Raw genomic sequence first — 14701 nt, forward strand, 5'->3', positions numbered from 1 at the left:
GGGCGGGCCTGCCCTGCCGTCACCTGCGGCCTCGGTGGATCGTCGGGCGGGTGGGAACGCCCCCGCCGCCTACCTCCCGATCTCGACCACGATGCCGTCCTGCTCGCTCATGCGGACGATGTTCGCCAGCGTGTGGATGGGCACCTCCAGGTCGGCGAGGTGCTCGCGGCCCTGCTCGAACTGCTTCTCGACCACGCAGCCCAGCCCCAGCAGGGTCGCGCCGCTGAGTTCGATCATGCCGGTCAGGGCGCGCAGCGTGCCGCCCGACGCGAGGAAATCGTCGATGACGACCACCCGGTCGCCTTGCCCCAGGAATTCGCTGCTGATGAACAGGTCGACGTTCCCGCCCTTGGTGCGGCTCACCGAGGACGCCGTGTAGGCGGGTTCCTTCATGGTCAGGGGTTTCTTCTTGCGGGCGTACACCATGGGCACGTCGAGTTCCATGGCCGTGGCGATGGCGGGCGCGATGCCGCTCACCTCGATGGTCAGCACCTTGTTGGGCCGCAGCGGCGCGAACAGTTCCGCGAACCGCACGCCCATTTCACGGGTCAGGCGGGGCAGCAGCTGGTGGTTGACCAGGCCGTCCACCTTGAGAAAACCGCCGGGAAGGATCACGCCCTGCTCCCGGATTGCCTGCACGAGAGATTCCATGGCCGCGAGTGTACCCGTCTCATGGCGCGCGCGGGCCGGGCCGCTGCGGCAGACTGCGCGGGTGCCCGACCTGCCGGATCTGACCCCCACGGAACTGTCGGCCTTCGCCCACAAGTACGCGCTGTCGGGGCCGCTGGTCCGGCTGCCCAGCGTGGGCATCGTGAACCGCGTGTACCGCACCCTCTGGCGTGGGCAGGCCGTGGCGCTGCGGGTGCCCCGCCCCGGCGACGCCGAGGACACCCTGACGGAGAGCGTGGCTGTCCCGGCGGCCGTTCGTGCCGGGGTGCGGACGCCGGAACTGTTGGTATTCGACAACGACCGGGACATCGTGGACGCGCCGGTGACGGTCTACGCCTGGGCAACGGGGCAGAGCCTGGACAGCTGCGGGTGGCGGCCGGGCGATCCACGCCTGAACCGCGCGTGGCGGGAGGCAGGGCAGGAACTCGCGCACCTGCACGCGGGCGTGAGCGCCGTGGACGATCCGAACGGCTGGCTGGACACCGCCCAGGGCGCGGTGCCGGAGCGCACCCTGGCCCGCGTGACCGACACGCGGCGGCTGGGACAGCAGGACGCGCAGTGGGCGGTGGAGACCGTGCGCCAGCTCCTGCACGACGCGCCGCCCCCGGCTCCGGTGTTCCTGCACAATGACCTGCACGCCGGCAACCTGATGGTCACGCCGCAGGGCGCGGTCACGGCCCTGATCGACTGGGGCGACGCCGCGTGGGGCGACCCGGTCATCGACCTGTGCTATGCCGGGCCGCTCGCCGCGCCGGAGCTGCTGCGCGGGTATACCGAAGCCGCGCCCGGAGCGCTGGGCGACGGGGCCATCCTGCGCCTGCTCGCGTACCTGCTGGACGATGCCATCCGCCGTCTGACCCGTGAGCCGGGGCAGGACGAGGCCGACCTGTGGTACACCCGCCCCGGCACCGCGCTGATGCAGCTGCTGCGGGTGGCGCCGCTGTTCCCGGAGTGGAAGGCGTATCTGGAGCGTTGACCAGCACTATGACCGACTGACCACTTGACGACATGATGTCAGAATTATACACTTGACTAAGACAGGTGACCAAAACCGGAGGTGCCCGTGAACGCTGATGGGATCGAACACCAGAGGGCAGCACCGGAGGGGAACGATCCCCGCTCCGGCCCATTGAACCGCCGCCGATCATCTGTCTGCGGTCAGCGGCGAGGCGCGTGAGAGCCAGCCGGGCCAGCCCTCGGGGCGAGACGGAGCAGCGCCTGCTCGACGCCGCCGAACGGCTGCTGATCCAGGTGGGCTACGCCTCGATCACCACCCGGACGCTGGCCGAGGAGGCTGGAGTCAACCATGGACTCGTCCACTACTACTTCGGCTCGATGGAGGAACTGTTCCTGCGGGTGCTGGAACGCTTCACCCAGCGCCTCACGGAACGGCAGCGGGCCATGTACGCCGCGCCGATCCCGTTCATCGAGAAGTGGCGGGAGGCCATGCGGTACCTGGACGAGGACCGGCCCTATCAGAAGATCTGGTGGGAACTGCAGGCCCTGGCCTGGAACCGCCCGGAGTACCAGCCGCGGGTGCTGCTCGTCCACACGGTTTGGCGGGACGCCATGCGAACGGCCGTCTCGCAGGCCGTCGGCTGCTACCGGCTCGACACCGGCCCGTTCTCGGCCGAGGACTGGATCACGCTGATCGTCACCATGAACACGGGCGTCATCCACCAGCGGCTGTCGGGCATCGACGAGGGACACACCTCGCTCCTGGCGGCCATCGAGCGCTGGATGACCACGCTGGACGAGCGGGCCGCGCACCACAGCGTGCCGGAGGGGTAAGGCCGAGGTCGGCACATCATCGCCCAGACGTGAGGGCTGGGAACCCCGGGGGGGCAGAGATGAGGGCACGCGAACCGGACCAGTCAGGACACGTCGAGCGGGATGGAGTGCGGCTGCATTACGAAGTCTTCGGGAGCGGCCCGTTGACGGTCTTCCTGCTGCCCACCTGGTCGATCATCCACTCGCGCTTCTGGAAGGCGCAGGTGCATTTCCTGGCGCGGCACTACCGCGTCCTGACCTACGACGGGCGGGGCAACGGCCAGTCCGACCGGCCCGCGGAGCCGCAGGCCTACCGCGTTCAGGAGTTCGTGGCCGACGCGTTGGCCGTCATGGACGCGACCGGCACGGAACGCGCCGTCATGGTCGGGCTCTCGATGGGAGCGCTGCGGGCGCTGCACCTCGCGGCCGATCACCCGGAGCGCGTGCTGGCCGCCGTGTTCATCGGCGCGGCGGTGAACCTCGCGCCGGATCTACCGCAGCGGCAGCATTACCCCTTTGATACGCCGCTGGACACCACCGAGGGGTGGGCGAAATTCAATGCCCACGCCTGGCGTCAGGACTTCCGGGGATTTCTGGAGTTCTTCTTCGGGCAGGCCTGCACCGAACCCCACTCGACGAAGGTGATCGAGGACTGCGTGGGCTGGGGCCTGGACGGCGATCCCGACACGCTGATCGCCTCCTGGCTGGGCGGGGGCGGGCCGCAACCGGAGCTGCTGGAACTCTGCGCCCGCGTGCGCTGCCCCACGCTGGTGCTGCACGGCAGCCAGGACGCCATCCGGCCGCATGCGAACGGCGTGGAGCTGGCGCGCGCCACTGGCGGGCAGCTGGTGACTCTGGACGGCTCGGGGCACCTGCCGCAGAGCCGCGACCCGGTGCGGGTCAACCTGCTGCTGCACGAATTTCTCCGCCCGGCCGCGTCCTTTCCGCCAGTGTGGACTCGGGCGGCGAGCCGCCCCCGCCGGGCGCTGTTCGTCTCGTCGCCCATCGGGCTGGGCCACGCCCAGCGGGACGCCGCCATCGCCCGCGAACTGCGCCGCCTGGTGCCGGACCTGGAGATCGACTGGCTGGCGCAGGATCCGGTCACCCGCGTCCTGAATGCCGAGGGCGAGCGGGTGCATCCCGCGAGCGCGGCCCTGGCGAGCGAGTCCCGGCACATCGAGCTGGAGGCCGCCGCGCACGACCTGCACGTCTTCCAGGCGCTGCGGCGCATGGACGAGATCTTCGTCGCGAACTTCATGGTCTTCCACGAGGTGGTGCGCGAGCAGCCGTACGACCTGTGGATCGGCGACGAGGCCTGGGAAGTCGACCACTTCCTGCACGAGAACCCGGAACTGAAAACGGCTCCGTACGTCTGGCTCAGCGATTTCGTCGGCTACCTGCCCATGCCGGACGGCGGGCAGCCCGAGGCGGCCCTCACCGCCGACTACAACGCGGAGATGATCGAACACCTCGCCCGCCACCCGCGCGTCCGGGATCGCTCGCTGTTCGTGGGACAGCCGGACGACATCGTGCCGGAGCGGTTCGGGCCGGGCCTGCCGATGATCCGCGACTGGACGGAAGCGCACTTCGCGTTTCCCGGCTATGTCGCGGGCTTCGACCCGGCGGCCCTGCCCGCGCGCGACGAACTGCGGGCCGCGTTCGGTTTTGCGCCGGGCGAACCGGTCTGCGTGGTCACGGTGGGCGGGTCCGGCGTGGGCGAGGCCCTGCTGCGCCGGGTGGTGGCCGCCTTCGATGAGGCCCGCCGCCTGGTGCCGGGCCTGCGGATGGTCGTCGTCGCCGGCCCCAGGATCGACCCGGCCACCCTGCCGATCCGGGACGGCCTGGAGGTGCTGGCCTACGTGCACAACCTCTACCGGCTGCTGGCCGCATGCGATCTGGCGGTCGTGCAGGGGGGCCTCACGACCACCATGGAACTTGTGGCGTGCGGGCGGCCGTTCCTGTACTTCCCGCTGGGCCACCACTTCGAACAGCAGTTCCACGTGCCGCACCGCCTGAACCGGTACGGTGCCGGGCACCGCATGGACTTCACGACCGCCACGCCCAGCGTGATCGCCGGGGCCATCGCGTCAACCATCGGCCGCCCGGCCACCTCCCGGCCCGTCGAGACGACCGGGGCCGCCCGCGCCGCCGCCATGATCGCCGAACTGCTCTGAGGCGCGGGCCGCGCCCAAACCATCCTGCGAGGAGGGCCACCATGACGCGTCACCACTTCCTCCTGCACACCGGACTTCCGCCACCGAACCGCGCGCCTGCCCCCTGAGCGCCCCGGCGCATGCCCGCCACCAGAACCACCCGCGGGACACCCCTGTGCGCGTTGCCCGTGCGGCCGTCCTTCACGTCCGTCCCGTTCACTTCGCCCCAGGAGGCAGCCATGACCACCACGTTGCACGATTCCCCGTTCCGCCCGCCGCTGCTCAGCGACGACCTGCTCCAGGGCTTCGCCGACCGCGCTCCCGGCTACGACCGCGAGAACCGCTTCTTCGACGAGGACTTCCGGGAATTGCAGGCGGCCGGATACCTGAAGCTCGCCCTTCCCGCAGACCTGGGCGGGGCGGGCCTGACGCTGGCCGAGGTCGCCCGTGAGCAGCGCCGCCTGGCCTACCGCGCGCCCGCGACCGCCCTGGCGACCAATATGCACCTGTACTGGACCGGGGTGGCGGCCGACCTCCACCGGGCCGGGGACACCTCCCTGGACTGGCTGCTGCACGAGGCGGCGGCCGGCGCGGTCTTCGCCGCCGGGCACGGCGAGGCCGGCAACGACCTGCCCGTCATGTACTCCAGCGCCCGCGCCGAGCGCGTCGAGGGCGGCTACCGCTTCAGCGGCCACAAGATCTTCGGCAGCCTGTCCCCGGTCTGGACGTGGCTCGGCCTGCACGCCATGGACACCTCGGATCCGGCCCAGCCCCGGGTCGTGCACGCCTTCATTCCCCGCGACACGCCGGGCTTCCGCATCTCCGAGACCTGGGACGTGCTGGGGATGCGCGCCACCCGCAGCGACGACACGCTGCTGGACGGCGTCTTCGTCCCGGACCGCTATGTCGTTCGGGTGCTGCCTGCCGACTGGGCCGGGGCGGACGCCTTCGTGCTGAACATCTTCGCGTGGGCGCTGATTAATTTCGCCCACATCTACGCGGGCTGCGCCGAGCGGGCGTTCGACCTGACGGTGCAGAGCGCGACCCGCAAGACCTCGGTGGCCCTGGGCGGCGCGACCATGGCGCACAACCCGATGATCCAGCACCTCGTGGCCGAGATGGCCCTGGAACTCGAGGCCATGCTGCCCCAGATCGAGCGCGTGGCGAGCGACTGGTCGGGCGGCGTGAACCATGGCGGCCTGTGGCCGTCGAAGATCGTGGCGGCCAAGTACCGGGCCGTGCAGGGGGCCCGGCACATCCTGGGTCTGGCCCTGGACGTGATGGGCGGGAGCGGCGTGTTCCGGGGCACCGAGTTCGAGCGGCTGTACCGCGACGTGTCCATGGGCGGCGTTCACCCCGCGAACAACCCGCTGGCGCACGAGATCGTCGGGAAGACGCACCTGGGCCTGCTGGGCGCCTCTCCGCGCTGGGGCTGAACCGCGGCTCCGGATTCAGCCGGGTGCCCGAACCGTCGAAACGCCACCGCCTGCCCATCCATCGCCGAACTCCGTTCGTTCTCCCTCCCCCTTCGGTCGGATCGAACCCGCAACCGAGGGGGCTGGGTCGGCGTCCGGATTACAGCTCGTTGATCTCGGGTTTGAAGTTCACCTGCCGGATGTAGTTCAGGTACTCTCCTTCGCTCAGCGCTTCCTTCTTACCGCTCAGGGCGACAAAGAAGGCCTCCAGGACGTTTGTGGCGAAGTTGCGGCTGCCCATGCGGGGCGTGGTGGTGATCAGGCGGGCGACGCCCCGATCCTTCATCCACGCGCGGTCGGCTTCCGTGATCGTCTGGGTCAGGATGGTCTTGCCCTTCAGGTCTTTCGGAGCGTAGCGCTTGGCGTAGTGGGTGTCGCCGGCGATCACGTCGGCCCAGGCGTAGTACTTGGTGCCGTTGCCCTCCACGCTGACTTCCTGTTTCGCGCCGGTCGGGTAGAACCAGTCCTGCGGGAGCTTGGTGATCACCGGCAGCACGAGCTTGGCGACGGTTCGCAACGAGGACAGGCTCCGCAGCGGGCGGTCGATGTTCAGACCGAACACGAGGTCCCCGTACACGATGTCCGCGCCCGCCTGCGACAGCGCCTCGGCCATGCCGAAGCGGTCGACGGCACTGACCATCAGGACTTTCTGCGACCGCCAGTTCAGGAGGGGATCGAGCTGCGCAATGGCGTCGCGTTCCAGGGTGTTCTTTAGTCCCGAGCCGTCCAGCACCGGCGTGATCTTCGCGCCCGCGATCAGTTTCTTGACGTTGTTGAACAGGTAACGCTTGCCATCGGCAATGACGTACAGGTCGGCGCCGCCCAGCCCGAAGGCGTCCACCCTACCGTCCAGGGCGGCGAACATCGCGGCGGCCTTCTTCGCGTCGGCGTCGGTGCCGATGCGCTCCAGAATGAAGGGCTGGCCGAGCACGGTGATCTCCTCGCGGGCGTTGCGTTTGCTGCTGCCCAGGGAGACGCTCACGACGTGTTTGTAACCGGCCGGGGCGGGTTGCCAGCCTTCCAGGGGGGTGGTCATATGCCCGGCATTCTAGGCCCAAGGTGAAAGCGGCAGCTTCAGGCGGGAGGTTCCGGAGGCTGGCCGGGCGCGGGCCGGGCGGGCGGCAGCCCCTGGGTCTCGGTCAGGCCGACCAGCCACTGGAACAGTTGGATAAACGCCAGCGCCAGCGCGGGCAATCCGGCCAGCATCATGATCCAGCCGGAGAGCTGCTGGTTTTGCAGCGGGGTCAGGTTCCACAGGCACAGGGCGTTCACGAAGGGCTGGTACAGCACGCGCGGCGTGTACAGCCACACGCTCGCCACCGACATCATCGGCAGCGCGGCCAGCAGCCCGAACCACCCGCGCGAGCCGATGCCGGCGGGCTGCACCGCCGGGAGGGGCCGCAGGATGACCGACCACACCAGCAGGCTGCTCAGCAGGTACAGTCCGGGCAGCAGGGTGGCGGCCGTGTTGGCGACGACGGACGCGTTGAAGCCGGCGGGAATATTCCAGAAGACGATCACGGCCGTCCAGACCGCCAGCGCCAGCCACGGATCGAGCAGGAGGTTGAGCACGCGGCCCACGCCGCGCCGGGGATCGAGCCGCACGCCGCGGGGAAGCCCCAGCACCAGCAGGGGCGGGACGATCTCCGCGAGGATCATCAGGCGGGCCATGTACAGTGCCATGCTGCTCTGCGTGAGGGTCGCCGCGCGGCTCTGCGTGGTGAGGAGCAGCAGCACCCAGCCCACGGCGAACAGCGCGGCCCGCCACACCGGCCAGCGCGCCCGGCCGTCCCCCGTCCGGCGCGATGCCACGAAGCGCCACGCGTACCACGCGCCGATCAGCAGCGTGGGCACCAGCAGCGCGGGCTGCGCATGCAGCGTGAGCAGGTCGGCCAGCGTGGGGTTCAGGTTCACGCCGCCGGCGGCAGGCGCACTCACGGGTGCTCCATGACGTACTCGATATCCCGGACCACGCGCGGCACCTGCGGCAGTTGCGTGTAGTCCCACAGCAGTCTCAGCTTCCCGGCGGCGTCGATCAGGTAGGTGGCGGTGGTGTGGTTCATCTGGTACTCGGCGCCCTTCACGTCCACCTTCTGGTAGCCCACGCCGTACGCGCGCGCGACCTCGCCCAGCGCGGGCTCTGGGATGCGCAGGCCGATCCCGGAGCCGAAATACGAGACGTACTCGCCCAGGCGCTCGGGCGTATCGCGAGCGGGGTCGATGCTCACGAACAGCACTTGGAAGGTCTCGCGCTCGGCGGCTGGCAGTTGCTGACGCGCCTTGTTCAGGTACGACAGGGTCAGCGGGCAGATGTTCGCGCAGTGCGTGAAGCCGAAGAACAGCGCCGTGGTCTTGCCGCCCACACCGGGCGTGAGGGTGTACGCCCGGCCGCCCTGCGCCACGCCGCTGAGTGGCGTGGCCCGCACGCCCTGATACGCCGTGCCGTAGAAAGGATACGGGCTCTGCAAGCGGGCATACCCCCACGCGGCCAGCAGCAGGAGCGTCACGCCCACCACCGCCAGCAGCGCCGACGCGTACCACGGGCGTGCACGGGCGCCGGTCTCGGACGTGGGGGTCGAGTCGGTCATGGGCTCAGGGTTTCCGGACGGGAGCCCGGATGCTCAGGGTGTGGCCGGCCCGGTCGCGGAGGATCACGGTCACGACCTCGCCGGGCTTCAGGGAGCGTTTCAGGCCCATCAGCATGATGTGCGGCCCGGCGTCGTCCAGCACCAGCGTGCCGTGCGCGGGCACCGTAAGGGACGGCGTGGCTTTCATGCCCGTGAGGCCCTGCGCGTCCTTCACCGTGAGCATCAGCATGGCGTGCGCCGACACGGCGGTCTGCGCAGACGTCAGGACGACCGGCCGGCTCCCGGGGTTGGTCAGGGTCACAAATACACTGGTGTCCTCAATGCCGGGCGGCACGGCGACCACGCGGGCCGCCGTGACCTTGAGGGCCAGGGGGGCGGTACTGGCCGCAGCGGACTTCAGCGTGGGCATGGTCAGATCCATAGAATTCCCGGCCGACTGCGCCAGCGCCGGGACGGCCAGCAGCCCCAGGGCCAGCAGCGCCCGGACACGGGCGGACAGAGCGGAAATGGGGAACATCAGGCAGGCTCCTCGGGGACGGGCCACGGGGCAGGAACACCCGGGCCGTGACCCGCAGTCTAGGCCGGGGCCGGGGCCGGATTGTCCCCCGATGGAACCCGCTTCCACAACTTCGGGTATCCTGCTCGCAAACCATGCGCAAACCCACCATCCAGGATGTGGCCCGGCAGGCCGGTGTCGGCGTCGGCACGGTCTCACGCGTGCTGAACAACCATGCGGCCGTCAAGGGCGCGACCCGCGAGACCGTGCTGCGCGCCATCGCCGACCTGGACTACACGCCCAACCCCCACGCCCGCCGGATCGCGGGCGGCAAGAGCTACACCATCAGCGTGCTGTTGCCGGTGCTGACCACCGAGTTCTACGCCCGGCTGATGGACGGCCTGGAAACCGCCTTCCAGGAAGCCCGGTACGACGTGGCGATCTTCCCGCTGCTCGACCGCTCGCGGCTGGAACGCTACCTGGGGTCGCACACGCTGGCGTACCAAGCCGATGGCCTGGTCATGGCGACGTACAACCTGACGCAGATGTTCCACGAGCGGCGGCTGCGCACCCAGCAGCCCACCGTGCTGGTCGACGCCTTTGCCGAGAACGTGGACTGCTCGTTCATGGACAACGTGGGCGGCGGCGTGCTGGCCGGCGAGTACGCCGCGAGCTTCCCCGGCGCGCTGTACGCCATCTGGGTCGAGACGGAACTGGATCAGCTGTTCACCACACGCGTGTTTGAGGACCGCCGCAGCGGATTCATGCGCGCGCTCGAGACGGCCGGACGCCGCGTGCGGCGCGAATTCACGTCCAGTTTCGACACGCTGGCCGCACGTAACACGGCGGCGAGCCTGTTGGACGACGCCCAGGCCTCACCGGATGGCCTGCCCTGCACGGTCTTCGCCTCGGCGGATCTGCTCGCGGGCGCGCTGCTCGACGAGGTGCGTGCCCGTGGCCTCACGCCCGGCCAGGACGTGCGGATCATCGGCTTCGACGACCAGCCGTGGGCGGCGGCGCGGGGCCTGACGACGCTGCATCAGCCGGTCGAGAGCATGGGCTACGAGGCCGCGCAGCTGCTGCTCTCGCGCCTGAACGGCTTCAAGGGCCCCGCCCGCGCCCGCCGCTTCGAGCCGCGCCTGCTCATCCGCGACACCGCCTGAGCAGGAACCGGTGCTGGGCACAGCGATCAGAACAAACGGCTTCTGATCGCCCCGCCTTGCCGCCGCCGACTCAGGGGCTGGATGGAGTGGCGGACAGGGGCGGCAGATCGCGCACCAGCAGATACGGCAAGCGCACCACGCCGCGCGGGGGCACGCTGTCCGTCCAGCGCTGTCCGGCCACGCGCACCTCGACCGCCCCGGCCTTGAGGGTGGCGAAGCCGTAATAGCCCAGGGCGTCGGTCAGGCCGCGCGCCACGAGGTGCCCGCCCTGCCACGCCTCCACCGCGCGCGAGCCGGGCAGGGCCGTGCCCGTCACACGGCCCAGCAGGCCGCGCAGGGTCGGCGGGGCCGCCGTCCACTGGGCTGGCATCGCCAGCGGCGCGCCCGGCGCGGTCAGCAGGCGGCGGACGGTGTCCAGTCCCTGCGCGCCCGTCTCCTTCTCGCCGTACACGGCGGCGGTCGGCGTGCGGTACGAGTACCCCACCCAGCCCAGGCCACTGTTTACGGCCCGCACGGCCTGCGCGGCCGTGACTTCCGGGGGGTTGAGGTACATGGCGCTGCCCGCCGCGACCAGGGCGCGTGCTCCGTCGGCCCGACCGCTGACACTCTGCGCGAAAGCGTTCCAGCCGTCGAACCACGCCGCCTGCGATTCCACCGTGTCGCGCTTGTAGTTCATCAGGACATTCAGGTCGAGCAGGCCCTCGTTCATCCAGGTAGGCCAGTCCTGCAGCACGTCCCAGTACGTGCGGGTGCGCCGGAACGACACGAGGTCGCCCGCGCGGGGCGGTTCCAGGTACGTGATGGTCGCCGCGCTGACCCACGCGCTCGACCGCACCGCCTTGACCTCCAGCGCAATGCGGCGTACGAGGTTGGTGACCTGCTGCCGTTTCCAGTCGGCCCACGCAGCATCGTCCACGGCGGGCGTGCCGGTGGCCCCGGTCTCGGCCCGGTACCGGTCGAGGACGGCGGGCACATAGCCCCACACGTCCCCGTCGGGGTACCGGATGCGGTCGAGCTGCACGCCGTCCACCGCGTAGTTCTTCACGAGGCTCACGATGCCCTGGGTGACGTAGTCCTGCACGTCCGGCAGGGCCACGTCGAGCCAGCCGTCGCGGCCTTCCTGCCACGTGCCGTCCGGACGGCGGGTCAGCCAGGACTGCGCGCCCGCATCGGGGCCGTGCGTGCGGAACACGTGCCGGGGATCGCTGTTCGGAGCGGTGATGTTGGCCGCCCCGGTCACGCTCACCCACGCGATCACGCGCATCCCCCGGGCGTGGGCGAACTTCACCATCACGGCCAGCGGGTCGAAGCCCTTTTCCAGATCCTTGTCGGTCACGGCCGGGTACGTGGAGTTCAGGCACAGGCAGTCGGCGCGGCGGATCGCCTGCACGAACAGCGTATTCACGCCCAGCCGCGCGGCGTCGTCCACCGTCTGCTGCGCCTGCGCCCGCGTCTTCAGGCCCGGCCCGAAGGCGTCCACCCACAGGCCCCGCAGGGCGCTGGCTGGCGTGGCCACGGGCATGGCGGCCGGGCTGGTCGGCAGCGGCGGGGAGTCCTGCGCCATGCCTACTCCGGTCAGGAGCAGGGAACAGAGCAGGGCGCGGCGCAAGGCAGTGGGCATCATGGGTTCGAACGGCAGGCTAGCGCACGCGTTTCAGAGGAACGTGAACCCGCGCGGCCTCCTCCGCTCAGGCCTCCGCCTCGTCCTCGCCGGGTTCGTCGTCGGCCTGCGCCGACGTGGCGGGCACCGACCGATTCTTGCCGATCTCGCGCACGCGTCCGGAGAAGCGGCCCTTGATGTCCTCATACATGGGGTGCGCGCGGATGTCTCCCACACGGGCCGGGGCGGTGGCCTGCCGAGGCTCCGTCGGCCCGGGCAGGGGGGCAGCGGGCGGCGGCGCGGGAGCAGGACGCTCCACGGTCAGGTTCGCGAAGGGCGCGTCCACGAGCTGGGCTGCCACGTCCGGCCCACCGGTCTCCAGCGGGCCGCCGATGTCGTCCCAGTCGGGCTCCTCGGTGATGATCTCACCCAGGTACAGGTCGCGGGCGGCGGCGGGTGGCGGCACGCGGTCTCCGCCCTGCGCGTCCGCCGGAGCCGGAGCCGGATCGGCGGCGTGCTCCAGCGTCCATGCGGGCGGCTCGACCTCGGGCAGGGGGGCGGGGGCCACGTCGTCCGGACTGGAGGGCGGAATCCGCACTTCCGGCGGGGGATCCAGCGTCGCCACGCGCGCGGCGGGCCGGGGCGGAGGCCGGTCTGGCGTGACCTGGGGCGCCGCGGTCGCCTGCGGAGGCTCGGGCACGGGATCGAAGGTGGGGCCGCGTGCCACGGAGCGGCGGGGAGCCGGGTCGAAGGGAGCGACCTCCGGAACCTCGGCTACAGGCGCGGGCGCAGCGCGGGCCGGAGCGGGATCAGGCCGCGTCGCCGGTGCGGGCGCGGAGGCCGGATCGGCGGGGCCACCCAGCTTGAGTTTGCGACCGCCGTCCGGGACGACCAGTTCGAACACCACGGGACCGAACACCTGCAACACCAGTTTCGCCAGATCGTCGAATTTCGACACGACCTGCTTGGCATGGAAGGCGTTCTTGCCGTCGTAGGTCAGGCTCACGTATCCGGCCTCGGCGTGCATCCGGGCCGGTTTCAGGAAGGCCCGAACCTGCATGCTGGCCTGCCGCACCACGTCCGCCCAGTTGCCCTGTGCCGGGGCGGGCACTTCCCCCACGCTGGCTGCGGCCTCGGTCACCACGTCCCGCACCGGGGCCGCGCCGCGCCGCGCGGCCGGATCGAACTCGGCCACGGGCGCGGTCACCGACGCAGGACGGGCTCCGCTGGCCCGCAGGCCCGCCAGTTCCTTCTCCAGCCGGTTCAGCCGCTGGGTGATGTCGGCAGGAACGGCCGCCCCAGCGCCGCTGCCTGCACTCCCCGCTCCGCCCCCATCGGCGGCCAGCAGGGCGTGCGTGAGGGCGAGTTCCAGGCTCTGCTGATCCGCCGACCGGGCGAAACGGGCCTCCTGCTCATCCAGCGCCGCCTGGAGCTTCAGCAGCCTCGGCACGTCCGCGCCGTCCAGGCGGCCCTCCTCACTCAGGCCCAGTTCGGCGTGCAGGGCCGCGCCTAAGGCCGCCACCAGCCCCTCGACGACCGTGCGGGCCGCGAAGCCGTCCCGGTACAGCTGCGCCGCGCCGGACAGGGCCGCGCCGGGATCGCCGCCCACCAGCGCTGCCGCCACCGCCCGCACCCGCTCGCCCGGCGGCAGGCCCAGCGCATCTTCCACGCCCGCCCGAGTGATCGCGCTGCCGGCGGCCAGCATGCGTTCGAGCAGGCTCTCGCCATCGCGCATGGCGCCGTCGGCAAGGCGGCCGATCAGCTGCAGGGCGGCCGGTTCGGCACTCACGCCCTCCTGCCGGGCCAGGCCCGCGAGCTTCCCGGCGACCTCCTCCGGCGTCAGGCGACGGAAGCGGTAGTGCTGGCAGCGGCTCAGGATGGTCGGGATGATCTTTTCCGGCTCGGTCGTCGCCAGAATGAAGATCACGTGGCCGGGCGGCTCCTCCAGGGTCTTCAGGAGGGCGTTGAACGCGGCGCGGCTCATCATGTGTGCCTCGTCCAGGATGTAGATCTTCTTCCCGCCGCGCATGGCCGCCAGCGACACCTTCTCGCGCAGGTCGCGCACGTCGTCCACGGAGTTGTTGCTGGCCGCGTCGATCTCCATGACGTCCGGGTGCGAGCCCGCGCGCACGCTCAGGCACGACTCGCATTCCCCACACGGTTTCGGGGCCGGGCCCGAGCAGTTCGCGGTCATGGCGATCAGGCGGGCGGTGGTGGTCTTCCCCACCCCGCGCGGGCCGGAGAACAGGTACGCATGCCCCACCCGGCCCTGCTCCAGCGCCGCCTTCAGGACATCCTTGACGTGCTCCTGTCCCACCACCTGATCCCAGCGGATCGGCCGGGCCCGCTGGTAGATGGCGCTCAAGACGCCACCCAGGGCCACACGGAGGCGGCGTCACCCGTGGCCAGTGGCCGAATGCTGAACATGCACCGCTTCACCCTGGCAGTCTAGTGCGGCCCGCTGTCCGCCGGAGTGAGCCGCGCACACCCCCCAGCTATTGACGGAATGAGACCACCCCTGTACAGTTCTGTGGTGCCTGAAAAGGTGCCCCTTGAAAGGCAGTCCGCGAACAGCCCTGACCCCAGGCGCCCAAGCGAAAACTGAAGTGGTGTGGCCCCATCGTCTAACGGTTAGGACACTACCCTTTCAAGGTAGCGATACGGGTTCGAATCCCGTTGGGGTCACCAGACAACGCCTCCGCGCAAGCGGGGGCGTTTTCGTTGGCTGCGAGTGTGAGGTTTATTCGGCGCACCTGTGGAAGCGCCTGAACGCCATAGAGACAACAG

General features: G+C 70.5%; 12 protein-coding genes and 1 tRNA gene. 6 read left to right on the forward strand and 7 right to left on the reverse strand.

Annotated features, from left to right (window positions below):
* Window positions 1-69: 69 nt before the first annotated feature.
* Window positions 70-651, reverse strand: coding sequence for a xanthine phosphoribosyltransferase (gene xpt, locus E7T09_RS10900; RefSeq protein WP_136389210.1), 582 nt, complete (start codon window positions 649-651; stop codon window positions 70-72).
* Here xpt and E7T09_RS10905 point away from each other — a divergent pair.
* The 4 genes from E7T09_RS10905 to E7T09_RS10920 all read left to right on the forward strand — a co-directional run bounded on the left by E7T09_RS10905 (window position 650) and on the right by E7T09_RS10920 (window position 6028).
* Window positions 650-1645 (forward strand): phosphotransferase family protein, encoded by a 996-nt coding sequence (locus E7T09_RS10905; RefSeq protein WP_136389211.1) that lies wholly within the window; start codon window positions 650-652, stop codon window positions 1643-1645. The genes xpt and E7T09_RS10905 overlap by 2 nt on opposite strands.
* Before the next feature lie 197 nt (window positions 1646-1842).
* Window positions 1843-2460, forward strand: a complete 618-nt coding sequence (locus tag E7T09_RS10910; RefSeq protein ID WP_168734806.1) for a TetR/AcrR family transcriptional regulator — start codon at window positions 1843-1845, stop codon at window positions 2458-2460.
* A gap of 59 nt (window positions 2461-2519) precedes the next feature.
* Window positions 2520-4613, forward strand: a complete 2094-nt coding sequence (locus E7T09_RS10915) for an alpha/beta hydrolase (RefSeq protein ID WP_136389213.1) — start codon at window positions 2520-2522, stop codon at window positions 4611-4613.
* A 218-nt stretch (window positions 4614-4831) separates the two neighbouring features.
* Entirely contained in the window at window positions 4832-6028 is a 1197-nt protein-coding gene (locus E7T09_RS10920; protein WP_136389214.1) for an acyl-CoA dehydrogenase family protein, read from the forward strand.
* Between the two features lie 139 nt (window positions 6029-6167).
* Here E7T09_RS10920 and E7T09_RS10925 read toward each other — a convergent pair whose 3' ends face one another.
* The 4 genes from E7T09_RS10925 to E7T09_RS10940 are packed head-to-tail and all read right to left on the reverse strand — an operon-like array spanning window position 6168 to window position 9172.
* Window positions 6168-7103, reverse strand: a complete 936-nt coding sequence (locus E7T09_RS10925; RefSeq protein ID WP_168734807.1) for a quinate 5-dehydrogenase — start codon at window positions 7101-7103, stop codon at window positions 6168-6170.
* Window positions 7104-7141: 38 nt separating this feature from the next.
* A complete protein-coding gene (locus E7T09_RS10930) occupies window positions 7142-8005 on the reverse strand; it encodes a cytochrome c oxidase assembly protein (RefSeq protein WP_240741748.1) in 864 nt (287 codons plus the stop codon).
* On the reverse strand, window positions 8002-8655 hold the full coding sequence (locus tag E7T09_RS10935; RefSeq protein WP_136389215.1) for an SCO family protein: 654 nt from the start codon (window positions 8653-8655) through the stop codon (window positions 8002-8004). The genes E7T09_RS10930 and E7T09_RS10935 overlap by 4 nt, the downstream gene beginning before the upstream one ends.
* 4 nt (window positions 8656-8659) lie before the next feature.
* Window positions 8660-9172 (reverse strand): copper chaperone PCu(A)C, encoded by a 513-nt coding sequence (locus tag E7T09_RS10940; RefSeq protein WP_136389216.1) that lies wholly within the window; start codon window positions 9170-9172, stop codon window positions 8660-8662.
* Between the two features lie 134 nt (window positions 9173-9306).
* Here E7T09_RS10940 and E7T09_RS10945 point away from each other — a divergent pair, with 134 nt between their 5' ends.
* Window positions 9307-10314, forward strand: coding sequence for a LacI family DNA-binding transcriptional regulator (locus E7T09_RS10945; protein ID WP_136389217.1), 1008 nt, complete (start codon window positions 9307-9309; stop codon window positions 10312-10314).
* Between the two features lie 70 nt (window positions 10315-10384).
* Here the strand turns inward: E7T09_RS10945 and E7T09_RS10950 are convergent, their stop codons facing one another.
* Window positions 10385-11935 (reverse strand): glycoside hydrolase family 10 protein, encoded by a 1551-nt coding sequence (locus tag E7T09_RS10950; protein ID WP_136389481.1) that lies wholly within the window; start codon window positions 11933-11935, stop codon window positions 10385-10387.
* A gap of 67 nt (window positions 11936-12002) precedes the next feature.
* Entirely contained in the window at window positions 12003-14279 is a 2277-nt protein-coding gene (gene dnaX / locus E7T09_RS10955; RefSeq protein ID WP_136389218.1) for a DNA polymerase III subunit gamma/tau, read from the reverse strand.
* 248 nt (window positions 14280-14527) lie between these two features.
* Here dnaX and E7T09_RS10960 point away from each other — a divergent pair.
* A tRNA-Glu gene (locus E7T09_RS10960) sits at window positions 14528-14602 on the forward strand.
* Window positions 14603-14701 lie beyond the last annotated feature (99 nt).

The sequence above is a fragment of the Deinococcus sp. KSM4-11 genome, from assembly GCF_004801415.1.
Classification (GTDB): Bacteria; Deinococcota; Deinococci; order Deinococcales; family Deinococcaceae; genus Deinococcus.